The following is a 21,203-nucleotide window of genomic DNA, read 5'->3' on the forward strand; positions in this document are numbered from 1 at the left end:
GTTATCTTTTTTCCAACCTTAGCGGTTGCCATTTCAGGTAAGTACCCGATCTCCAAAGCCATTCTACAGGGCCATAACGGAATCTCTTTAACCAAATATCACTAAGCTGTATCTGCACAACAGTGTAACATAAACACACAATGATACTTAAAAATGTACCCAACTGATGATGTAGGCCAAGTCCGTAGCCATAGAATATAAATACCCCCAATATAGATTGAAGGATGTAATTTGTCAGGCCCATCCGACCATAGCTCACTATTTTTCCCAGCCTTTGTTGTACAGATTTTCTGTTATACAACTCAATAATCAGCACAAACCATAAATAAGCAGAAAGTAAGTTGATGAGACTATCCACAGGGATGGCTAGCCAGGCTATAAAGGTTAGTTTTTCGCCTGGAGGTAATAAGGGCTTAATGGCATATAATAGGAGCACAGCTACTAATGAAAGACAGGCGGCGTTTAGCAAATTACGGCGGTACTTATCCATATTTTGGAATAGTCGTACACGACCGGTTAATAAGCCCAAAATAAAAAAGCCCATCGTCATGTATCCACGTCCATATTCTCCAAATTGGAAGTTGAATTTAAAACTTAGCTGTTCAGTCGTGTTGTGCTCCAGATTGGCTTTAAAAGATTGATGAAGGAAGATGTCCTGCCAGCGCGCTCTCCGTTCTGCAGGACGCTCTATTTGCTGCGTAGCCATTTCAGTACGCAGTGTTTGATATCCGATATAGGTTAATTGAGCACCTCCCAACACAAAAAATAGTGCAATGGTAATTAACCATTTGCTGGACCATCGATACATCAGCACCAGAGGAAAGCCTAAAACGGCATAAATGATCAAAATGTCATTGCGGAATATCGCACTATGGACTAATCCAATAAGAAATAGTAGGGTTAAGCGCCATAAGAATCTTCCACGAAAATCAATTCCTTTTTTAGCTGCGCTATCCATTTGAATAAAAAAACTCAATCCGAATAGAAAAGAAAAAATGATGAAGAATTTGCCCATAACCAGGTATTGCAAGATCCAGCTGGTGATGTCATCCATCGTACCGATCAACGGGAATGGAGGTTGTGTATTGCTGGGAAAGGCCCCGAAATGTTGTAAAGCATGCGTAGCGCAAATACCGATCAGGGTGATGCCCCGCATTGCATCAATGACGGTAATTCTGTTATTTGTTCCTGCTTGATTAGCTGTTTTTTGCATAAAAATTTAACATTCTAATGTTTTATTAGGCAAACATCCTGAAATTATTTTATGCTTTTTTGAAAGAGGGAACCAACACGAAAATCAAGCACTTTAAGGCGAAAGGACTGTTCAGAAACGGGGTGATTACTCGTTTACCAACCATTCTTTAAAGTCGGAAGCTTTGTTTTTACTGATATATATTCGTTCTGGAACCTCCCGGTCCAGTGTAATGAGCAGTCGGCTATCAAACCATACTGTTATATTCCTGACCGCATTCCGGGCAATAATAAACTGCTTATTGGCCCGGTAAAAATTGCCCGGGTTTAAATGAGAGAAAATATGATCTAATGTTTTGGCGTAAGGAATTGTACTGCCATCCTTCAGACCAACAGCCGTATTTTTATCCGTGGTGTAGAAAAATGAAACCTCCTGGAGGTCAATAGGCAGTAATTGATCTTTATGAGGAACTAAGAGTTTGTTTTGATAACGTGGTGTTGGTGCCAATTGGTTGACTTTAGCAAGATAGTCGACAATACCAGCACGGGATAATTTTGCAAACTTTTGCAACGCCCGTTCTAATTCATTGGTTTTTATTGGCTTAAGCAAATAATCAATGCTATTTACTTTAAATGCCTCGATCGCATATTCGTCGTAAGCGGTAGTGAAAATAATAGGAACCTCAATATCAATATGTTCAAAAATCAAAAAAGCTGGGCCGTCAGACAAATGGATATCCATTAAAATGAGATCAGGTAGGGGATGTTGATTCATCCAATTAATAGTCTGGGTTACACTTTCTGTATTTCCTACAACTGCTATACTCGGGTCGATTTCATTCAAAATCTCTACCAAACTCTCGTAAGCAGCGGTTTCATCTTCAACAATAAGTATCTTCATATCGATTATCCTAGCGGTAAATAAACATTAAATACACGCCCATTGTTCTCTACCTTAATTTGTTTCTCCATTAATAAGAGAAAGCGGCCTTCCAGATTGTTAAGTCCCGTACCGTTGGTTACCGCCGGACTTAATTTAGGGTAAATTGGATTAGAAACCACTAGCTCATTATTTTCATTAATATAGATGTTTATGATCATTTTATGGTCACTGTCAATCATATTATGAACCACGATGTTGTCCAGCAGCGGAAGAATAGAAAGCACAGGCAATTTTTTTGATAATGCCTGGGGATCAATGTTTACGTGGTATTCTAGCTTGTTGGCAAAACGGACTTCCATCATATAACGAAAAGCATCCACAAAATTAAGCTCTTCCCCTAAGGTGACCAGCCCTTTTTTGTCGCTTTGTAGAATGTAGCGGAATACATCAGAGAGTTTATTAACATAGGTAAGCGTTTCTTCATTGCTCTTTTTCCGGATAAGCGCAGTTAAACCATTCAGGGAATTAAAAAAGAAATGTGGATTAATCTGGTTTGTCAAAGCATCATATCGGCTTTGGAGGTTTTTTACTTTTAATTCTTCAATTTCCTGTTCTCTTTTTCGCTGTTCATTGTACAAGGTTACGATATGCCCCATCAGGGTTCCTAAAATGGAAACAATGAAGAATTGAAATAAGACTAAACTACCATAGTGTTTTAACCTGGTATACATCAAAAAAGACATTCCCCCATAAATGGCAAATGCTACAATGGAAATAATGGTGTTATAAACGAAACGTTTTTTGAAATCAACCGTTTTGATGTGAAGTAAATTGATCTTTATCAATAGAAAGATGAGACCTGCAAGGAAGGAATACCGTAATAAAAAGAAAGAAATATAGTTTGCTTTTGCTGAATCGCTCATTTTTTTTAATTCAAAGGGCAACCAGGTGATGTCTGGATAGATCACAAATAATGCAGCAATTAAGCTGATGAAAAGCAATTGGTAGGTACTATATTTTTTTAGCAATTTGTTCTTTATTTAAAGTAGTTTAAACACTTAGTTGTTTGTTTCATCCGCCACTGTAGTACTCATGATATTTTATGCAAAAAAAAAGAAAATTTTTGTGCTTTCCTTAAAATCTGCATCAAAACGAAAATCTTAGGATGAACACGAATTTACCGTTTTCTTACTTTCCGCCACCACAATAAGGCCCCTGTAATAGATAGTAGTCCAGGAAGTAATCCTATAATTACGTATAATATTTTGATGGGAAGCCCACCAAAACTGCCCACATGAATGGAAAAAAATGTAGCTTCTACTTTTTCCCAAATACTTTTTTCAGCTAAACGCAGGATAGAAACGACCGCCCCACTAACTGGATCAATCGCAACAGAATTTCCATTGTCGAAGAATGCGGACTGCCCCTCAACGGTTCCAGTAACTTTAAAGTATTTGCCCGCCTGGGTAGGGAGGTATACATTTTTAATCAGCAAGTCCGGCATACTCTTTTTTGCCTTCCAAAGCATTTGGTCTATCGGTTGTTCTGATAGGGTGTTCAGCGGAGATGCAATGGTTTGTTTTTTCCAATAGTCAGTATCCATGGAGAATTTATTCATCCAAAAACCTGTAAAGAAGATAATGATATTGAAAAGTAAAGCCCAAACACCTACAACTCTATGTAGACCAGAAGATATGGTTCTCCAATTTGTCCATTTGAACTTTGCCCGGAACGTTAATACTTTCCAGACTTGTTTTCGATAAATGATTAGGCCTGTTAGGCAAGACAAAAGCATGGTGATCCCAAAGATGGTCGCCAACAATAGCCCTGGGATACCCAGCTGAAAGCTCCAGTGAAACTGCAAAATCCAATACATGATGCTTGGATAGAGATTTTTGAGTGCTCCTTCGCGTAAAATTTTACCTGAATACGGATTGATACTGATCATTCCCAGATCATAGGTACTCAGCTTGCCGTCATTTTGATAGCACCTGAATTCATAAGCTTCATCGGCAGGAGCATCCGGATTTAACCAGGCGATACCTGATAAATTGGGATGATCTTCTCCGATTTTTCGGTAAAGGCTGTCTAAAGTTAATGTTTTTCCGGATGGCTTAACTTTCAGCAAGTCAGCATTGATGGCATGGTCGATCTCTTTGAGAAATACAATTGCCGACCCACTTAAACCCAGAAGTAGTAAAAATAGGCCAGTAATTAGCCCAAGCAAGCTGTGCATGGAGAATGCCAGCTTGCTGATGTAATTTTTGCGACTCATCGGATTTGATAGCTTAATCCAATTCTGTAATTAAAAGGATCACCCAAACCAGCAGTTACAGTACTTGATCTGCTTCCTGTGAAATACCGTTTATTGGTTAGGTTATAAGCATTGAACTGAATGTTATAGCGCCCGGTCTGGTAATTCAGCGCAGCATCAAGCACGGTGTATGCCGGGAGTATAAAGTTTTGATTGCTGATCAATCCTACCTGGTCACTCACATAACGAACACCACTGGCTATTCCTAAACCTTTCACTGAGCTGCAGTCCAGGTTATATTTTACCCAGAGATTGGCGATGTGTTTGGGGGCATTGGCAAAGCGGTCTCCTTTCTTTCCAAAAGCACTGGTGCTGAGGATAACATGTTCATTGTAGGCATATCCAGCGATGATGTTAAAGTTTTGAATGGTTCCGGTTGCAGAAAATTCAACTCCTCTGCTTCGTGTGCCATCAATTGCAGCCTGACGATGTGAGTTCTCTTCGGTAGGTGCTGAGGTCAGAATGTTGGCATATTTGATCTCGTAGACAGATACTGTGGTCGACAACTGTTGGTTGAAGAAATCTGCTTTCGATCCTAATTCATATTGCGTAGCCTTACGGGTAGGGAATGGGCCACCTGAAAGGACATTGTTAGAAGTTTGTGGGTTGAAGGACCTGAGGTAGGTTCCATAGACCGATAGCTGCGCTAAAGGCAGGTAAACCAAGCCTACTCGTGGTATCCATCCTGAGGCTTGTAGCTGATCGCCTTGCTTGTTGTCTCTTGCCGAGAGTGGGGTTTCCTTGGCGTCGTAATGATCATGTCTTATTGAAAATAAGGCTTTGAGCTGTTTTCCAAAACTGATTTGATCCTGAATGTAAAAGCCAGTCAGGTTGGTGACACGTTTGTTGTCGTCAGATTCCTCAGCAGGGACCGTAGCTGCAGGAGGATCATGGCTATAATCCGGATTAAAAATTGATATCCTGGTAGATGGTTTATACTGGTAATCATTTTTTGTCCAGCCATAACGGTTGTAGTCAGTACCTACAATGATTTGATGTTTTAAAGGACCTGTTTTCGTGTCATAACTTGAATAAGCCGTGGTTTGCAGACTAAAACGATCCGTTTGCCAATCCTGGTAGGCCCTGCTGATGGAATCATTTTTGATTTTCCCAACCGGGATATGATCTGTGAAATCTAATGTATTTCTGACAGCACGTTGTACCATCGTCAATTTAAGTCTGTCGTTGAAACGGTGGTTAAAGGTTAGTGTAGCAGATGAATTGTTCGTTTTTCCGTAATCTGTTGGACTTTGTATGGTTAAGTTGTCTGGATAATAATTGAAATCAAAGCTCCCATCAGGCCTGGTTCTGATGAAGGTTCCATTGTCATATTGATGAACAGCTTTTTGATGCGCATAATTAAGCTCCAGATTCAGGTTTGTATTTTCAGAGAAAAGATAGGTTAATGATGGAGCCAGAAAGATGTTTTCTTTATCCTGATCATTTCTGAAACTTTTAGACCTGTCATAGCCAATAATGGCGCGGTACAGTAGTTTTTTATTTTTTGTCAATGGGCCGGTCAGGTCTACTGATGCCCTGCGAAAGTTCCAGCTGCCCAGAGATAGCTCAACGTTGTATTGTTCGGATAACAGGGGTTTTTTAGTGATAAAGTTGATCACACCTCCTGGTGCACCTTCGCTAAAGAGCGCCCCTGAAGGGCCACGAAGCAATTCAACGGAGGCTACATTGTATAATAAGGGCTGCTGGCTCCATAAAAATAGATTCCCTCTGATGCCATTGTAAAGTAAGAAACTGGCATCTGTAGGGGAGTACGCAGTAAATCCACGCATGCTGAAAGAGCCATTCCCATTGTTGGCTTTCATCCCTGTGAAAGTACTGGCCAGTTCGTTCAGGGTGTATGCTTGTCTGTCATGCATGACCTCTGAAGAAACAATTTGTACGGATTGTGGGGTTTCCAGTAAAGGTAAATCCATTCTTGTAGCGGTGCTCGATGGTTTTACCTGGTAAGATTTCCTGTTGCTGCTGATGTTTACTTCCCTCAATTCTTGCTTACTCTCCGATAACTGAAGGTTGAGGAAGGGATTTTTACCCGATGTAATGATCAGGTTCTGCTTATGAGCAATATAGCCAATATTAGATACGATAAGTACATAGGTGCCAGCAGGAATAGCCGAAAACCTGAAGTCTCCGTTTGCGTCAGTTTTTGTGCTGATGATGGTGTTTTGAAACTGTACGGTAGCACCTGCTACAGGTTCTTCTTCTGCGCTGAGAATGCGGCCTTTTAAGCTTCCTGGGTTGGGCTGACTAAAGGATTTGCTACTGATCAGTATCAATAGCCATATGATGTTGAAAATGTTGATTTTCATGGGATTATATAGAAAAAAATATAGTAAATGCCGAAGCCACCTAAGATGCATTTTGCATACAGGTACACTCGATTCGTAGGATGATTAAATTTTAAATCTTAATTACGGCCAATAAAGGACAGCATAATGCCCTCCATGCGGAATTAGGATAAAAAAATAAAAGAATTTTTAACAAGCGATTCGCTGAGGTGGTTTGAAGATGTCGTTGGCGAAAAAAGAAGGCTTAAAGTTGAGGTAAAAAGGATTGAAACCTATAGTTTTTAAATCCGATAAGGGCTCATTTACTGCCAGGCGATGGATTTTACAAAAATAAAGTAATGCCGTTTTTGCGAGGTTTTCTGTTCGCTGCTTTTCTTCATTCTGCTCTGCCTGTTTTAACTTTTTGACAAGTACACAACGCCCGTTACAGTGCATTTCAGGCTTATCTTTATTTTCACAGAAATTTGCGGCAATATAATCCTGATTAACTTTAAAAGCCACGCCGATCACTGACCTGTTAAAGGTTTGAAGCATGATCATCAGGAGTAATAAAAGGCAAACGAATCTTCTCAACTGTTATTTTTAATGGGGCAAAGGTATCGTTTTTTATGATTACTGGCTACAGATTGGCGTTATTTCCCATAAATTAAAGGTTCATTTTTGTGAAGCATAATAATTGCTTAATTTGGGGGTATGGGGACATTATTATTGCTGTAAAATAAATAATCGAATGATTCAGGAAGCACATCACTACTATTTGAACAAAGAAGAGCCTAACAAGAGTTGTTTGCTCGCTTTGCGGAGTATTATTCTAAATCAGGATGAGAACATTTCTGAAACGCAAAAATATGGAATGCCTTGTTTCTGCTATAAAAACAAAATGTTTTGCTATCTGTGGACTGATAAAAAGACAGACCAACCCTATATGCTGATGGTAGAAGGGAAGCATCTTGACTTTCCGGAATTGGAAGAAGGAGCGCGTACAAGAATGAAAATTTTCAGCGTCAATCCAAATCTGGATTTACCCATAAAAACGATTGAACAGATTTTAAAAAAAGCCCTGGACTTATACAGAACAGGGCTGATTAAAATAAAAGGTTAAACTTCGCTTTTTAAGGGAATTTATCGTTTAGGTTGCTGCTGTGTTACACAATGAACCATCCCGCCATTGGCAAATAGATTTCTGCAGTCGATGCCAATAACCGTCCTTCCAGGATATAATTTCTGAATGATCTGATTGGCAACTACATCATTTGGATCATTATAATTGGGCACAAGCACAACATTATTGGCAACATAATAATTGATGTAAGATGCTTTTCCTACATTTTTCCCATAAGTTGTAATGACCTCATTTTTTGTGAGGGGAACTTCGACAAAGTTATAAGCTTTCTCCTCCTTGTTTTTTGCTTTAAATAAAGTCTCTATATCCCGCTCCGGCACTTGCCAATAGAGGAGATCCTCATCGTTCATGGTCACAATAGTACCCTGATTTGCAAATCTTGCAAAACCATCAATGTGCATGTCGGTAATATCCAATCCTGCTTTTCCTTCAAGCCAAATGAATTTTTTGACGCCCAGATATTTGCTGAATATAGCCTCAGCCTGTTGCTGTGTCATGCCAGGATTCCTGTTGTTATTCAATATTGAACTTTTGCAGGCCATTAAAGTACCATTTCCATCAATTTCAATACTTCCTCCCTCATTAATCATGACGTTATTGAGGTCTAATTTTTGAATTTGTTGCTGTTGCGCTATTTTTGAAGGTATGCTGTTGCAATTGTTGGAAGCAGCCTTCTTTCCCCAGCCATTGAATCCCCAATCTTCAATCCATAGCTGACCATTTTTATCTTTCACATAAATGGGGCCATTGTCCCTAACCCAGACATCATCAGTAGGACTAATCATAAAATTGATATTTTCCAGGCTGACCTGAGCGTTTTTTAAAAGCTCAGTTATCCTTGCCTGTTCAACCTGATCATACGCAATGATGTGTACTTTTTCGTTTTTAACCAAGGCCTTAGTCATCGCTGTCCAGGTATCATCCAGACGATTGCGATAAGTTTTTCCGTATTGATACTCATGTGGCCATTGCAGCCAGGTAGCCTCGTGCAAACCTGATTCCTCAGGCATGGTATATTGTATTGTCGTATCCGCTACATTGGAAACAGACTCCATACCTTCTCCTTCTTTCGCGCAGGATAAAAATAAGGTGGATAAGATCATTAATGTAATTGCCATCTTGTACATAATTAATAGAATTGAATTTTGATAAGGCAAAGCTACGGGAGCAGGAAAACAGTTTGTTGTCCAAAATTGACAAGTTTGTTTTTACTTTAGCGGTAGCCATATGAAAGTAACCTGCTCATGTACAGCGATTGTATTGCCCGGGTGACGGATGTATTTTTCAATTACAGGGGTATTTCCAAATTCAAGCTTTGTAGTCAAAATCCAACCAGAATAGATCTTCGTATAGGTTTCTTCGATAGTCTCATAGCTTCCATAGTGTGTAAACTGAGCATATCTGCCGCCTGCTATCATTTTAGAAGCAAGACGGGTTGTTGTTGCAGCCATAGCGGAGCAGGTATCATACCTGCAGCTTAGACTTTCTCTGATCAAAGGTTCATCGGCTATAATGCCATAAAATTCATTTTCATTGGAGGGGAATTCATTTTGCATGAAACTATCCCAGATCCGCTCAATTTCTTCATGCTCATAACTGATAAAAGCACTTTTATAATAGACTTTGAAAGGGGGGATATACACAATTTCTGGTTTCAGTTGCGTTGCAGCCTCTATCGGGAAAATATCTGCCTTTGCCAATAAAGGTGTTTTTTGCTGCTTAGCCTGTTTTGGTGCCAGATTAAAGTGCTGCTTAAATGCTTTTGAAAAGGAGGCAAGGTTAGCAAAGCCAACCGCTAATGCAATAGACGAAATGTTGTTATGGGTGTAAAGTATCATTTTATAGGCATTCTCCACCCGAAGCCTTTTTTGATAAGCGCCGATAGTCTCTCCACAGGTATACCTGAATATGCGCTGGATATTTCGATAGGAGTAATTGGATATCTCCTCCAACTCTTTGATGGAGATATCCAGCGCATAATTTTTTTCTATGAAGCTCAATGTGTTGTAAACGCAATTCAGGTTTGTGGAACTATTGGCTTTCATGTTGCGATAAAATTACTGTGCTATCCACTTTATTTCTTACAGCACTTTTTTGTAGTTCGAATATACTGAAATGGTCTCCATTGGGGCAAGCTGTCCTAAGAACTTAACGATCAGATTCATATCCTCACTCTCAGTAAAGTAGCGTTGTTCCTGTTCGTTCCAGATAAGCTTAACCAGAAGATCTAGTTTTTCAGCATTAAAGATTTTAATTTTCAATGGTTTTTCGTTGAGCGACTGCAGTTGTTCTATTCTTTTGCTTTTCAGGTTAATGGTCATGTGCATTCTGCAGTCTTTCATGAATTTTGCCTCATCTGGCAGAGAACTTGGGTCCTGCTTATAACTGACAATCAGATATTCTGGTGTTTCCTTTTCAACAATAAAGCTGCCTTCGTCTATTTTAACGGCTACAGGACGTTTACTATGGGCCTTGATGAATGATTTGATGTCTGATTTTCCAGGTATTTTGCCTTTCACTGAGATCACTGTCCAGCGCTCAGATTCCGGTTTTGAGGGGTCATAACTTGCAAGTGTAATTGCTTCTTTGTTGTCATTAATAAGGCTGTACTTAAGATCGAAAGCATGGTCATCTACAGGTTGTTTGCTTTGCTGGTCTAGAATACTAGACTCAATATTGTGTTTTTTGAGCAAGTCAAGCACCGCTTGTTTCTGAGCGGAAGCGCTTAGCAGGGATACGCTTAAAAGAAGTACGGTAAAGAGTTTTTTCATGTATAATATTTTGATCTTGACTGTTATTTAGCAGGGGAACAGTCTTTTGTTTCTACAACTTTTTTTAGCAAGTCCTGGGCAGAAGATTCCACCAATTCCTGTAAGCTTAACTGCTTTCCATTAACAACCATGAGGTAATTGTTTTTGTTCGCAACAACATTGATTTTTACTGGCCTTGACTTAGCATGGCTACCAAGCCCGGTGTTGGAAACAGATACTGTATGTTCTCCGGCTTCAATGGTGTGTACAGAATAGTGATTGTTTTTTAAATGACAAACGAGCTTGTCGTCAATATAAACTTTGTTGTTTACCAATGTCCCAACATAATTTGTAGAACGGATAAAATAAACCTTTCCGGTTTCCTGAGATTTGAAAGCGGTAAATAGGCAGACCGCAATAACGGCAACAAATAAGGACGTTAAAATTTTTGATTTCATAAGAATGAATTAAATGTATTTTTCAAAATTATTATTTTAGAGATTAGCTTTATAGCTGATGCGAAAAATTAGTGTTTTTATTGCGCTAAACAAAAAAACACGACTAGAATTGTTATTTTTATAACTAACTCATGATATAAACTTACGCTTAAGTTCAGCAAATGTCAGCACCCTCTGTTAATAGCGAAAAGACAAATTCCGGCACTGGACTTTATCAATTCTTGAATAAAACAAATGATTTGGCTATAGTTATAGACTATAAGTTAAGCATCTTGTATAAGAATCCGAAAGCAGCCTTACGAATTCCCGGCAATAAACTACAAACCGTAATCTCGATGGACCATAAGAAGGAATTTGGATTATTGTTAAATAAAATGATGGTCAAGAACTTAGAAACCTATTTAACCAGGTTACTATTTGCTGACGGGATATGGTATGAATGTCAATTGACCAACCTCCTGGATGATGCGGACGTGAAAGGGATCGTATGTGTCATGAAAGAGGATGTTAACAACAATCACCTAAGTGATGAGGAGCCTGGAACCGAGCATTTTTACCGGGTAATTACCGATAGTTTACCAGCAATAATAGCTTACTGGACTGCAGATCTGCGCTGCCTGTTTGCCAATAAGGCCTACCTTTCATTTTTTAATAAAACTGAAAATGAGATGTATAATACCAGAATAGATCAAGTATTTACCAGGGAACAAATCTCGAAACATGAGCACTTCATGGAGAAAGCTCTTCAAGGCTTGTCGCAGCGGTTTGAACGGGTTGTTCAGCGACAGGGTAAGGAGGATAAGATCATCCTTACCGAGTATGTACCGGACGTGGAAGAGGGACATGTCATGGGCTTTTATACGCTAATTTATGACATTACTGATCTTAAAATAAAAGAGCAGGAATTGGCGATAAAGAATGAAAGAGAGCTTTTCAATAATAAAGTAAGTACTGTTTTTAGTAAAGGTTCAAATTTGGATGAGATCCTTTCCTTGGTGTTGGAAAAACTGGTTGCTTATGGTAATTTTTTAGTCGCAGAAATATGGCTGGTAGGTGCCGACACTAAGTTTTTATCATTAGCTGCTCATTTTGCTTTAACAGAAATGGGGGAGAGTTTTTACTTGAATAATAAAGGATTCAAAATACAGATAGAAGGAGAGGGGTTTATCAGAAACATCTGGAAAACCAGGAGTTCGCAGCATCTGCTCAATTTGGAGCAACATGAAAACTTTTTGAGAAAAGATGCAGCCAGGTCTGCAGGATTAAAATCAGCCTATGGTGTCCCACTGATTGACAATAGTGGAACCATTTTAGGAGTGATGATGATCGGCATGGACAACAATAAGGAACCCGATCAACAGTTTATACAGCTTATTGAGAATATCAGTACCCATTTAACAGCTGAGATTATCAGGAAAAAACTTGAGCTGGAATTGGCGCAGATTTTTAGTTATGCACCCGATGTTATTGCAATTGCGGGTATAGATGGCTTTTATAAAAAAGTAAATCCAGCAATGATCGCGCTTCTCGGCTTTTCGGAATCCGAATTACTAAGCCGACCTTTCACCACATTTATACACCCCGAAGATTTGGAACACACACTCTTTGCATTCAAAGGGGTAACAGAAGGTCGAGCGGTGCATTATTTCGAAAATCGATTGATTAAAGAAAATGGAGCGCAGATCTGGCTAGCCTGGGACGTGACTGCAGCAGCGGAAAATGGCCTGATATTTTGCGTTGGAAAAGACATCACGGAAAAGAAATACTCCGAGCAGGAAATGATTACTTTAAATAATAAACTTGCTCAACAAAATAAACAACTCCGCGATATCTCATGGATACAGTCGCATGAGGTAAGAGCGCCAACCGCAAGAATTCTTGGCATCATCAACATCATCGATTCAGATAAAGCTCAGCTCAGTAACGAGCTTAGAGAGCTCCTGGGCTTTTTAAAAAGTTCAGCGCTTGAACTAGATGAAGTCATCGCTAAAATTACCGCATTGTCTAGTGCTAAACAAAGAAACTAAAATAGTGTGGGCTACAGATGTGAGCCCGATAAAATACCGGGCTCTTAATCTTAATTAATTTCTAACTTCGTCCAACTTTTGGGATTCAGTCCAAATCCAGGCTTTGTTAAAAGGAGAATTAAATTGCTCTTTTTTTGGCTAATTTTCAGGACATCTTTTATTTTCTGGCTAAAACTTCAGCCTTTGTAATCGTACCTAAATAGGTGTTTTTTGCAAAATCTTTAGCGCTCTTTAAATCGTCCCCATCATAATTGTTATACTCTTGACTTTCAAACTTAATACCGGTGTAGGAGAAAGTTTTTACTTGTTTGATTCTAGAATTTGACCAGCATAAAATGGTAATAAAACTATCATTCCCATATCCAGCATCCATAACGTTTCCAATAAACATATTCTTGCCACCATATATAGTGAAATAATCTAAGTTCATTCCACCATTTAAAATGGCTTTCAAAGCTGTTGTGATAATTGCAGGTGCATTTTGTTTTGATCCGTAGCCGTTGTTCGTTTTAACAAGATAATTTTCTACGCTATCAATAGCATTATTAGGCTTAACAATTACGGTCTTCTCGATAATTTTTTCTACCTCGACAGTCTCTGTTTTTTTGCATGCGGTAAAGATAGATAAGGCGGTAAAAGCGATAATTAATGTTTTTTTCATTGAATGTTTTTTGTTTTTCTAATAGTATGGATACGAAGATAGTTAAAAGTATTTCGATTGAAATTCTTTTGGAGAAACGTATGGAATGAAGATTAATTTTTTTCTACATTAACGGTTTCCTCGGGGAAAATTTCTTCGGCCTTAAACTAAATTAAACGCCTCTATTTAGGCGAGTATAGGTGACCTGCATACCGGAGCGTACTCGGACTTCCGGGAAAAATAATGGCATTTTTTGCGGATTTAACTACTTGAAGCGGTGTCACAAAATTATTTAGATTTTTTATCAAGTTCTTCCAGGCTTAGATTCCGATGGTTCTGAAAAATATCATGATGGTAGTCATCTAGTTTTCGCAACAAAAAAGACAAAGAGCTGATTTCGGCCGGACTCAAATTTCCGACCACTACGCTACCCACCAAGCCCATTCTGGGTAGTAGTTCTGAAAGTTCCTTTTTACCTTTTTTAGTGATGGCAACCAAAATGCTTCTCTTGTCGTTAACTTTAAGTTTTACACTTATAATTATTATTTTAGCCTAATAATTCATCAACTCATTTTAATTAAATCCCTTGAAAAAAACTATTTTATTGGTTTTGATAACCTTTACCTTCATCATTCCATTAGCAGCACAAACTCATGTAAAAGTATATAAGCTGTCCGCATATGGAATAAGACCTAACACTGGAAAAAATATCACGCCCTTATTAGGGAAAGTACTTGAAGAAATTAAAAGTAAAACGACTGATCAGGAAGCTGTTGTTATTCAGTTCCAAAAAGGAAAGTATGACTTTCATGCCGCTGGAGCGCTTAAAAGAGAATACTACATCTCCAATCATGATCAGGTTAACCCAAAGACTGTAGGTATTGAGATCGATAAATTTAAAAACATTACATTGGATGGAAATGGGGCGGAGCTCATGTTTTACGGGCGTATGTTACCCCTGGCATTAATTGAAAGCAGCAATGTGAAAATCAAAAACCTGAGTATCGATTTTGAAAAACCACAAATCACTCAGATAAAGGTTGTTGAAAATGACCCGGTTGCAGGAACGATCATCTTTGAGACTGCTCCTTGGGTGACCTACAAAATAAAAGACAGTACTTTTTACAATTTGGGAGAAGATTGGGAGATGAACCCAACCTCTGGTATTGCATTTGAAAACGGTACTAAACACATCATTTATGATAGTGGTGATATTAGGGTAGGCACTAAAGGCGTATCGGAGCTTTCACCTGGAAGGTTAAAAGCACACCATTGGAAAAATAAAAAGCTGATTCCAGGAACAGTGATCGCAATGAGAAGCTGGAACCGACCTAACCCAGGTATTTTTGTTCATAAAGGAAAAGATATTCGTTTCGAAAATGTAAAAGTACATTACGCAGAAGGAATGGGACTTTTGGCACAGCTCACAGAAAACATCTACATGGATGGCTTTGGCGTGTGTTTAAGGGGTAAAAATGACCCAAGGTATTTTACAACCCAAGCTGATGCAACTCATTTTTCCGGATGTAAAGGAACAATTGTCTCTAAAAATGGTTTATATGAAGGGATGATGGACGATGCAATCAATATTCATGGAACTTACCTGAAAATGATAAAGAGATTAGACGATCGTACCGTAGTTGGTAGGTACATGGAAGGACAATCTTATGGTTTTGATTGGGGAAATTTAAAAGATACCGTTCAGTTCATTCAATCTAAAACAATGGACTTATGGGATACCAAAAATACAATTGCAGCCATTACCCCTATAAAATCTAATCCAGGAGATCCTATTAAAGAGTTTAAAATTGAATTTACAAATGTGCTGGACAAGGAGATTGACCCTTCAAAAACGGATGTTGGTATTGAAAATTTATCATGGACACCAACGGTAGTTTTTACCGGGAATACCATCCGTAACAATAGGGCAAGGGGAGCGCTTTTCAGCACACCGAAACCAACGCTCGTGGCTGATAACTTATTTGATCATACTTCAGGAAGCGCTATTGTGCTATGTGGCGATAGCAATGGCTGGTATGAAACCGGATCTTGCAGAGATGTTACCATTCGTAACAATACATTTATCAATGCTTTAACCAGTATGTACCAATTCACAAATGCTGTCATTTCCATTTACCCGGAAATCCCTGACCTTAAAAATCAAAAGAAATACTTTCACTCTGGTATAAAGATAGAAAACAACAAGTTCGATACTTTTGATCAACCCATACTTTATGCCAAATCGGTAGATGGAATCGTTTTTAAAAACAACAATATCACGACCAATACTGCATATCCGGCTTTTCATAGCAACAAAAAAAGAGTGCTATTTGAAAGAGTAATCGCAGCAGATCTAAGCAATAATAAAGTAAATGGAAAGGTTACCGATTTGTTAGCCAAATAATTTGATGCTTCCTGGAGTTTTATCCATCAGGTAAAACTCCAGGAAATTTATAACCCAATCCCTATGTCTTTTTATAATTCTCCAAGACGCCTTTTTATCCAGACCCTTCCTATATTGACGGTTTTTCTTGTGCTTTTTGTACCGCGAGGCACGGCCCAGGTCAAATCAAGAACCTCCTTCTTTCTTTATGATAGCAAAGAGTCGCCGGTTGACAATAGGAAAGTGTTAGTGGCAGCATCTCCAATTTTAAAGCTCATTGATCAAGCCGCGCGAACATCACCACTGGCTTTTGTCTGGCAGCTCAACGCGGATACACTGGTTAAATCTGGTGATATTTTTCGCGAACTGATTGAGTTTGATGGTGCTGACGCCACTTTCAGAAAGGCAATGGTCATTGATACCGTTACGCTTAAGAAGAGTTCCAAAGCAGACTATGACGTAAAGCAAAACTTTTATACCTTTTCTACAAGTCTGGCTACTTATGATATCAGTCAGCAAAAAGGGAAGCCAATTTTGATATTTCTGAATCCTGCAACAAAGGATCAGCAGTATTTTAAGGTATTCCTCGATAAAGCAGGAAAGAATATACTTAAGATCCAGAGTTTAAGTACCAAACGCATTTACTTGCCTACAGCCTTTGAAGGCCCTATGATTTCACTTTAAGAGTTGTATTGTATTCTGATTTTTATAAGAAATGTTGATAAATGGATATTTAAAGGAGTTACTCCGCAAATTAGTTCCATTTTAATCGTTTTAAGCTTAAGCAACGCTGAGTATTAAATATACTGGAAATCTGCGGATAATAAGTTGCTATCTTTACAGCTCAATAATTGATAAGAAATAAAATGGCAGAACAACGCGTCCACATCTGGGCAGGAACAACAAATAAAACAGAAGAACAATTTTACAAGTATTTTGACCAAAGCAAGTTCCTTAAAGATTACAACTTGTTCAAGACTGATGAAGCGTATCCAAGAAATAGCCCTGACTTCGGCTTACGCTCTGCTTTCAGCAAAGCAATAGATAAGCCTTACGATTACGATGCGAACTGGATCACAATCTATTACAGCCGCAAAAGAATCAGTGTACAGGCCGCCATTGAAGAATTACCAATTTGGAATGATCAAACAGAAGTTGAGATCTACCAGGCTTGTGTTAAGAAAGGAATCTCAACTGTAAATGTCATACTTTGTTATGCCGATAACGAATTGACCATTGACAAGCCATTGGAGAGTTATAACGACATGATTTATGTGGGTAGTTTTAACATCCCAGGTTAAGTCTAATAGATAAACAAGGCCCCAATATTGATAAATATTGGGGCCTCTGTCTGCTTATATAATTTCTATCTCTTCATAAGCCTCAAATATTTGGGCAATAATCACATTCCTGGTCAGGTCTGCATTAGAAATATCCTTACACCAGAAGTATATTTTTATGGTACTTTTTAGCTTGCTCACCGGAATGATCATGATCACCGGTTCCTTGTTCACAAACACATTGTTATTATTAATAATAATATCCCGGATTTGCGATACTACCTCAGTAGAATTGAAAGGCTTAGCGATATTCAAAGAAATATCTACCCGCATTTGATTATTACTCAGCGTCCAGTTGATGATATTGTTGGATAAAATAGAGCCGTTTGGGATAATAATCTCTGCACCTTCTTCACTCAGTAATGTACTGGCACGGACGCCAATTTCCTTGACTCTTCCTTTTTTATTACTAAGCTCTACAACATCCCCGATACGGATGGTCTTGTCAAAAATAAGGATGATACCAGAAACGAAATTGCTCACGATATTCTGTAAACCTAGTCCGATACCTACACCCAGGGCGCCAAGAATTACCGTGATTTTGTCAATCGGTAGTCCTGATGCTGCAACAGCGATCAGGAATCCTCCAATGAGTAATACCAATCGCGTAATTAATAATTTGGAGCGCTGCCCTTTATTGTCTTCAATATCGTCGTCTCCGGTATCACCAAAGAAATAAGCGATGTATTTCTGTAAAAAGTTGGCGGTCCAAATGATGCCTAAAAAGAGGGCGATACCACCAAAAGTAAAGGAGAAGTTTCCGATAATTCTTTTCTCCATCAGAACCTCCATTAGAGATTCATATAGTCCATTAAAAATATTAAGATTCGTAGTAAATATCACAAACCAGATGATCGTAGCAGCAATACCGGTGAGCCTTTTCAGACCCGATCTTACGGGATGCCAGTCAAAATATTCAGGATAGCCCTTACGGATTCTACTGCTTTTCATCTGAAGGAGGAAGGCCTCCACCAGTACTTTCGCCAGGATGGTTAAAGAGATCGCATTTAACAAGGAGTTTACTCCCGTCGAATAGAAAATCTGGGTCAGGGTAAAACGACCAAAAAGGTTGCAGATAATGGCAATACATGCGAAGATAGTATAGATAAAACCTGTTACCACAATCATTTTATACTTTTTTGATTGCTTATCCAGCTTCCTCAGGATCATACCACCAAAGAGGGTAGAGCTGATGCTTAAGAAAAGTAGCAGCCAACGTTGAAACCTTGGAGGCATGCCTAAAAGACGTAGGAAAACCGGTGCAAGTAGGAGTAGGGCAAAGATGCACCAATAATAAAATAGCTTTGAAGAGAGTCTCTTTCGGAAAAATATAGTAAGTAAAATGGCCAGTAAGATCTGTACCGACTCGATATAAAGTGCCGGGGCCTTGAGGTCGAAAATCGGCGCCAGTGTAAACAGCATCATAAAGGTAATCAAATAGGGATGCGGACTCAATAAGGAGAAATCGTCCAGCGCTTCCAATCGGTCGCGTTGTTTCATGCTCCTGAAATTGAAAAATACCCAAAGGAAGAAAGTAGCGCAGGTAAAGAGGAGTAAAAGGCGGCTGCTGCGGGTGTAAACAAAATAATACCCTGAGATTTCCTGCTCACCATTGATAAACTTCCGGAAACCAACACCTCTGGTCTTATTACTTGCTGATTCCCAAAGATAACGTCGCTCTTTTCCGAAAGCTTTGATGCTAACCGCATCAAGTTGCCTGTCCGTAAGGTACATTAACTCTTTAATGTTGATGAGGTTAGCTGAAGTTCGCGCCTGCAGGTTATTAATGGACAAGGTGGTCGTTTTTAACAGACTATCCATAACCAGGTGTTTCTTCTTCAGCTCTGCAAATTGGTCTTTAAACATCACACGCATAGCCGGCAGTGTAAAAACTTTAATCAGCACGGTGTCTTTTCTCAGGTTGAGGATTTCCGTTTTTAACGCTCTTAGCTCTTTTTCATAGGCGTCGAGATCCGTCAGACAATCGGTGTTGTTGGTCTGAAGCTCTTCCAACAAGGTTTGGTCCATTTGCAGGTTTTGCAGGTTCAATGTCCGCTCACTTTGTGTAAGCCTGCTTTTAAGTAAGGCAAGGGCAGCCTCATCCTGTGTTAAATGAGCGGCTATTGGCGTCAAATTCTTAAACGAACTTACCGTAACCGGAACTTTGTTGATCGTCTCGAATACTTTCTCAAGGTGAACCAGGTAATCAGCCTTTGTTAGGGTTGCGGAGTCAGAAAGGATAGAAACGTCCTGACCTTTATCTATGGGCTTTGTTTTCTGGGCAAAGGTAGAAATGGAGCAGCACAAGACCAGGAATAAGGCAATTGTACTGCGAAGGGATATAGAAAGAGTTTTTTTTGTTCTCATTTGATATATAGGGAGTATGAAGCAGGTATCCGGAAGGCATAACTATGCTAAAGGAAGGGGCAAAAATAGTTAATAGATTGGGAACAAATCCTTAATATTTTCCTTTATTGACGGTGCCGGTTGCTAATAAACGGGTACCCCAGTCATTTAGGTTCCAAAGTGCCGCAACCAGTTGATCTCCGGAGGGGCTTAACCGATATTCTACCTCCAGTGGTTTTTCTTTTATAATGGTTTTGAAAATAATACCACTTTCTTCTAACTCCTTCAGTTGTCGGGTAAGCACCCTTCTGTTCATAGCTGCAATATGCAGAAAGAAATCCGCAGGTCTTTTTATCCCCTGATTCATGTGCCATACAATGGGGATTTTCCACTTGCCACTGATGGTGTTGACTGCATGTTCCAATGGACAGACTTTATTCTCAGATATGCGGACTTTAGTTTTCATGGGATTATGCGGATTTAAAAAAATAGCGAGGACAATTTTGTCCATTATTGATTGGCAGGGATCAGGTACCGAAATTAGCATTTCAAATTAATTTTAAATCATAAATGACATCTATAATAGTTAAAACAGAAATTTTAAGGTCTAGAAAAGGTGCCTCAAAGGCTACAGATATTCCGGATGATGTTCTTGCTGGATTGAACAGGGGGATACTTGAAAGTGTAAACCTGACAGAGTGGTTGGCTGTAGATCATATGCAGTTGCTGGAAAACGTTCTTTCCTGCTACCCGGATCATTTAGCAGCTTGTAAAGCGCAAGTCGGGAAACCAGAGGCTATGAGTGTCAGGACGCTCATTGTTCAGATCAGTAACATATTGTCAACTCGAATCGGAGCTGAGCCGGGATTGTTTGCTTACCTGGCTAACTATCCTTCTGATAGTGTCCGTTGCTGGGCTGTTTATATGGTTGGCTTAAACAATGACCTGAATCTTAAGGAGAAATTTAAAGCGATTTACCCATTTGCAGCTGATCCTCATTTTGGGGTACGTGAACTTGCCTGGATGGCTATGCGAGAAGATATAGAAAGGAATTTGTTGGAAAGTATTGGGATTCTTGTGGGCTGGACCAGTTCTGCTGATGAAAATATTAGACGCTTCGTCACAGAAGCAACCCGTCCGCGTGGGGTATGGTGTAAGCAGTTAAAGGCTTTAATCACACAGCCTGATATAGCCATCAATTTACTGACTCCCTTAAAAGCGGATCCCTCAGCTTATGTACAGCTTTCTCTAGGTAATTGGTTAAATGATGCCGGTAAAAGTCAGCCAGAATGGGTGCTCAGACTTTGTAAATCATGGATAGATCAAGATCCCAATGAACATACTTTAAAAATAGTGAAACGTGGGACCAGAAACCTCTCTTTTTCATGAAAGGCGCCATTATAAAACAAAAATGCCCAAAATCATCAAGATTTTGGGCAATG

Annotated in this window: 20 protein-coding genes; 6 read left to right on the plus strand and 14 right to left on the minus strand. The window is 39.2% G+C overall.

All coding sequences use genetic code 11. The annotated features are described in order from the left end of the window. Position 1: 1 nt before the first annotated feature. From GM920_RS01105 to GM920_RS01130, 6 genes are all read right to left on the minus strand, one after another. Positions 2-1,213, minus strand: a complete 1,212-nt coding sequence (locus tag GM920_RS01105) for a DUF418 domain-containing protein (protein ID WP_182952770.1) — start codon at positions 1,211-1,213, stop codon at positions 2-4. A gap of 126 nt (positions 1,214-1,339) precedes the next feature. Then, positions 1,340-2,092, minus strand: a complete 753-nt coding sequence (locus GM920_RS01110; RefSeq protein ID WP_182952771.1) for a LytR/AlgR family response regulator transcription factor — start codon at positions 2,090-2,092, stop codon at positions 1,340-1,342. Positions 2,093-2,097: 5 nt separating this feature from the next. After that, the gene (locus GM920_RS01115; RefSeq protein ID WP_202986006.1) at positions 2,098-3,102 is read right to left on the minus strand and encodes a sensor histidine kinase; all 1,005 of its coding nucleotides are present in this window, start codon (positions 3,100-3,102) and stop codon (positions 2,098-2,100) included. Between the two features lie 149 nt (positions 3,103-3,251). After that, positions 3,252-4,349 carry a PepSY-associated TM helix domain-containing protein gene (locus GM920_RS01120; RefSeq protein WP_182952772.1) on the minus strand — a complete coding sequence of 366 codons (1,098 nt, stop codon included), beginning with the start codon at positions 4,347-4,349 and terminating at the stop codon, positions 3,252-3,254. Then, the gene (locus GM920_RS01125; protein ID WP_182952773.1) at positions 4,346-6,715 is read right to left on the minus strand and encodes a TonB-dependent receptor; all 2,370 of its coding nucleotides are present in this window, start codon (positions 6,713-6,715) and stop codon (positions 4,346-4,348) included. The genes GM920_RS01120 and GM920_RS01125 overlap by 4 nt, the downstream gene beginning before the upstream one ends. A gap of 168 nt (positions 6,716-6,883) precedes the next feature. Then, positions 6,884-7,267 (minus strand): hypothetical protein, encoded by a 384-nt coding sequence (locus GM920_RS01130; protein ID WP_182952774.1) that lies wholly within the window; start codon positions 7,265-7,267, stop codon positions 6,884-6,886. Between the two features lie 157 nt (positions 7,268-7,424). Here GM920_RS01130 and GM920_RS01135 point away from each other — a divergent pair, with 157 nt between their 5' ends. Next, positions 7,425-7,796, plus strand: a complete 372-nt coding sequence (locus tag GM920_RS01135; RefSeq protein WP_202986007.1) for a DUF1801 domain-containing protein — start codon at positions 7,425-7,427, stop codon at positions 7,794-7,796. A gap of 20 nt (positions 7,797-7,816) precedes the next feature. Here GM920_RS01135 and GM920_RS01140 read toward each other — a convergent pair whose 3' ends face one another. The 4 genes from GM920_RS01140 to GM920_RS01155 all read right to left on the minus strand — a co-directional run bounded on the left by GM920_RS01140 (position 7,817) and on the right by GM920_RS01155 (position 11,025). Then, on the minus strand, positions 7,817-8,935 hold the full coding sequence (locus tag GM920_RS01140) for an agmatine deiminase family protein (protein WP_235964396.1): 1,119 nt from the start codon (positions 8,933-8,935) through the stop codon (positions 7,817-7,819). A 90-nt stretch (positions 8,936-9,025) separates the two neighbouring features. Beyond that, positions 9,026-9,862 carry an AraC family transcriptional regulator gene (locus GM920_RS01145; protein WP_182952776.1) on the minus strand — a complete coding sequence of 279 codons (837 nt, stop codon included), beginning with the start codon at positions 9,860-9,862 and terminating at the stop codon, positions 9,026-9,028. A gap of 36 nt (positions 9,863-9,898) precedes the next feature. Further along, positions 9,899-10,588 (minus strand): hypothetical protein, encoded by a 690-nt coding sequence (locus tag GM920_RS01150; RefSeq protein WP_182952777.1) that lies wholly within the window; start codon positions 10,586-10,588, stop codon positions 9,899-9,901. Positions 10,589-10,611: 23 nt separating this feature from the next. After that, on the minus strand, positions 10,612-11,025 hold the full coding sequence (locus tag GM920_RS01155) for a DUF2846 domain-containing protein (RefSeq protein ID WP_182952778.1): 414 nt from the start codon (positions 11,023-11,025) through the stop codon (positions 10,612-10,614). 161 nt (positions 11,026-11,186) lie between these two features. Here GM920_RS01155 and GM920_RS01160 point away from each other — a divergent pair, with 161 nt between their 5' ends. Next, on the plus strand, positions 11,187-13,052 hold the full coding sequence (locus GM920_RS01160) for a PAS domain S-box protein (protein ID WP_182952779.1): 1,866 nt from the start codon (positions 11,187-11,189) through the stop codon (positions 13,050-13,052). Between the two features lie 157 nt (positions 13,053-13,209). Here the strand turns inward: GM920_RS01160 and GM920_RS01165 are convergent, their stop codons facing one another. Further along, positions 13,210-13,713 carry a hypothetical protein gene (locus tag GM920_RS01165; RefSeq protein WP_182952780.1) on the minus strand — a complete coding sequence of 168 codons (504 nt, stop codon included), beginning with the start codon at positions 13,711-13,713 and terminating at the stop codon, positions 13,210-13,212. A 267-nt stretch (positions 13,714-13,980) separates the two neighbouring features. Then, positions 13,981-14,190, minus strand: a complete 210-nt coding sequence (locus tag GM920_RS01170) for a hypothetical protein (RefSeq protein WP_182952781.1) — start codon at positions 14,188-14,190, stop codon at positions 13,981-13,983. An 88-nt stretch (positions 14,191-14,278) separates the two neighbouring features. Here GM920_RS01170 and GM920_RS01175 point away from each other — a divergent pair, with 88 nt between their 5' ends. From GM920_RS01175 to GM920_RS01185, 3 genes are all read left to right on the plus strand, one after another. Next, positions 14,279-16,096 carry a right-handed parallel beta-helix repeat-containing protein gene (locus tag GM920_RS01175; protein WP_182952782.1) on the plus strand — a complete coding sequence of 606 codons (1,818 nt, stop codon included), beginning with the start codon at positions 14,279-14,281 and terminating at the stop codon, positions 16,094-16,096. A 63-nt stretch (positions 16,097-16,159) separates the two neighbouring features. Next, a complete protein-coding gene (locus GM920_RS01180) occupies positions 16,160-16,759 on the plus strand; it encodes a hypothetical protein (protein WP_182952783.1) in 600 nt (199 codons plus the stop codon). A 182-nt stretch (positions 16,760-16,941) separates the two neighbouring features. After that, positions 16,942-17,376, plus strand: a complete 435-nt coding sequence (locus GM920_RS01185) for an immunity 22 family protein (RefSeq protein ID WP_182952784.1) — start codon at positions 16,942-16,944, stop codon at positions 17,374-17,376. Between the two features lie 54 nt (positions 17,377-17,430). Here GM920_RS01185 and GM920_RS01190 read toward each other — a convergent pair whose 3' ends face one another. Both GM920_RS01190 and GM920_RS01195 read right to left on the minus strand, forming a co-directional pair. Further along, positions 17,431-19,782: a mechanosensitive ion channel family protein gene (locus GM920_RS01190; protein WP_182952785.1), complete on the minus strand. Its 2,352-nt coding sequence runs from the start codon at positions 19,780-19,782 to the stop codon at positions 17,431-17,433. Positions 19,783-19,873: 91 nt separating this feature from the next. Further along, complete coding sequence (locus GM920_RS01195; RefSeq protein ID WP_182952786.1) at positions 19,874-20,227, minus strand: winged helix-turn-helix transcriptional regulator; 354 nt, start codon at positions 20,225-20,227, stop codon at positions 19,874-19,876. Between the two features lie 104 nt (positions 20,228-20,331). Here GM920_RS01195 and GM920_RS01200 point away from each other — a divergent pair, with 104 nt between their 5' ends. Further along, positions 20,332-21,150, plus strand: a complete 819-nt coding sequence (locus GM920_RS01200) for a DNA alkylation repair protein (protein WP_182952787.1) — start codon at positions 20,332-20,334, stop codon at positions 21,148-21,150. The last annotated feature ends 53 nt before the right edge of the window (positions 21,151-21,203 follow it).

The organism is Pedobacter gandavensis (assembly GCF_014172405.1).
In the GTDB taxonomy this organism is placed as follows: domain Bacteria; phylum Bacteroidota; class Bacteroidia; order Sphingobacteriales; family Sphingobacteriaceae; genus Pedobacter; species Pedobacter gandavensis.

What these genes read in the sequence shown, in the direction of transcription:
- GM920_RS01160 (WP_182952779.1), top strand. Translation starts at nt 11,187, where the DNA reads ATGTCAGCACCCTCTGTTAATAGCGAAAAGACAAATTCCGGCACTGGA.
- GM920_RS01125 (WP_182952773.1), bottom strand. Translation starts at nt 6,715, where the DNA reads ATGAAAATCAACATTTTCAACATCATATGGCTATTGATACTGATCAGT.
- GM920_RS01165 (WP_182952780.1), bottom strand. Translation starts at nt 13,713, where the DNA reads ATGAAAAAAACATTAATTATCGCTTTTACCGCCTTATCTATCTTTACC.
- GM920_RS01135 (WP_202986007.1), top strand. Translation starts at nt 7,425, where the DNA reads ATGATTCAGGAAGCACATCACTACTATTTGAACAAAGAAGAGCCTAAC.
- GM920_RS01200 (WP_182952787.1), top strand. Translation starts at nt 20,332, where the DNA reads ATGACATCTATAATAGTTAAAACAGAAATTTTAAGGTCTAGAAAAGGT.
- GM920_RS01145 (WP_182952776.1), bottom strand. Translation starts at nt 9,862, where the DNA reads ATGAAAGCCAATAGTTCCACAAACCTGAATTGCGTTTACAACACATTG.
- GM920_RS01155 (WP_182952778.1), bottom strand. Translation starts at nt 11,025, where the DNA reads ATGAAATCAAAAATTTTAACGTCCTTATTTGTTGCCGTTATTGCGGTC.
- GM920_RS01150 (WP_182952777.1), bottom strand. Translation starts at nt 10,588, where the DNA reads ATGAAAAAACTCTTTACCGTACTTCTTTTAAGCGTATCCCTGCTAAGC.
- GM920_RS01180 (WP_182952783.1), top strand. Translation starts at nt 16,160, where the DNA reads ATGTCTTTTTATAATTCTCCAAGACGCCTTTTTATCCAGACCCTTCCT.
- GM920_RS01120 (WP_182952772.1), bottom strand. Translation starts at nt 4,349, where the DNA reads ATGAGTCGCAAAAATTACATCAGCAAGCTGGCATTCTCCATGCACAGC.
- GM920_RS01140 (WP_235964396.1), bottom strand. Translation starts at nt 8,935, where the DNA reads ATGGCAATTACATTAATGATCTTATCCACCTTATTTTTATCCTGCGCG.
- GM920_RS01185 (WP_182952784.1), top strand. Translation starts at nt 16,942, where the DNA reads ATGGCAGAACAACGCGTCCACATCTGGGCAGGAACAACAAATAAAACA.
- GM920_RS01110 (WP_182952771.1), bottom strand. Translation starts at nt 2,092, where the DNA reads ATGAAGATACTTATTGTTGAAGATGAAACCGCTGCTTACGAGAGTTTG.
- GM920_RS01195 (WP_182952786.1), bottom strand. Translation starts at nt 20,227, where the DNA reads ATGAAAACTAAAGTCCGCATATCTGAGAATAAAGTCTGTCCATTGGAA.
- GM920_RS01190 (WP_182952785.1), bottom strand. Translation starts at nt 19,782, where the DNA reads ATGAGAACAAAAAAAACTCTTTCTATATCCCTTCGCAGTACAATTGCC.
- GM920_RS01105 (WP_182952770.1), bottom strand. Translation starts at nt 1,213, where the DNA reads ATGCAAAAAACAGCTAATCAAGCAGGAACAAATAACAGAATTACCGTC.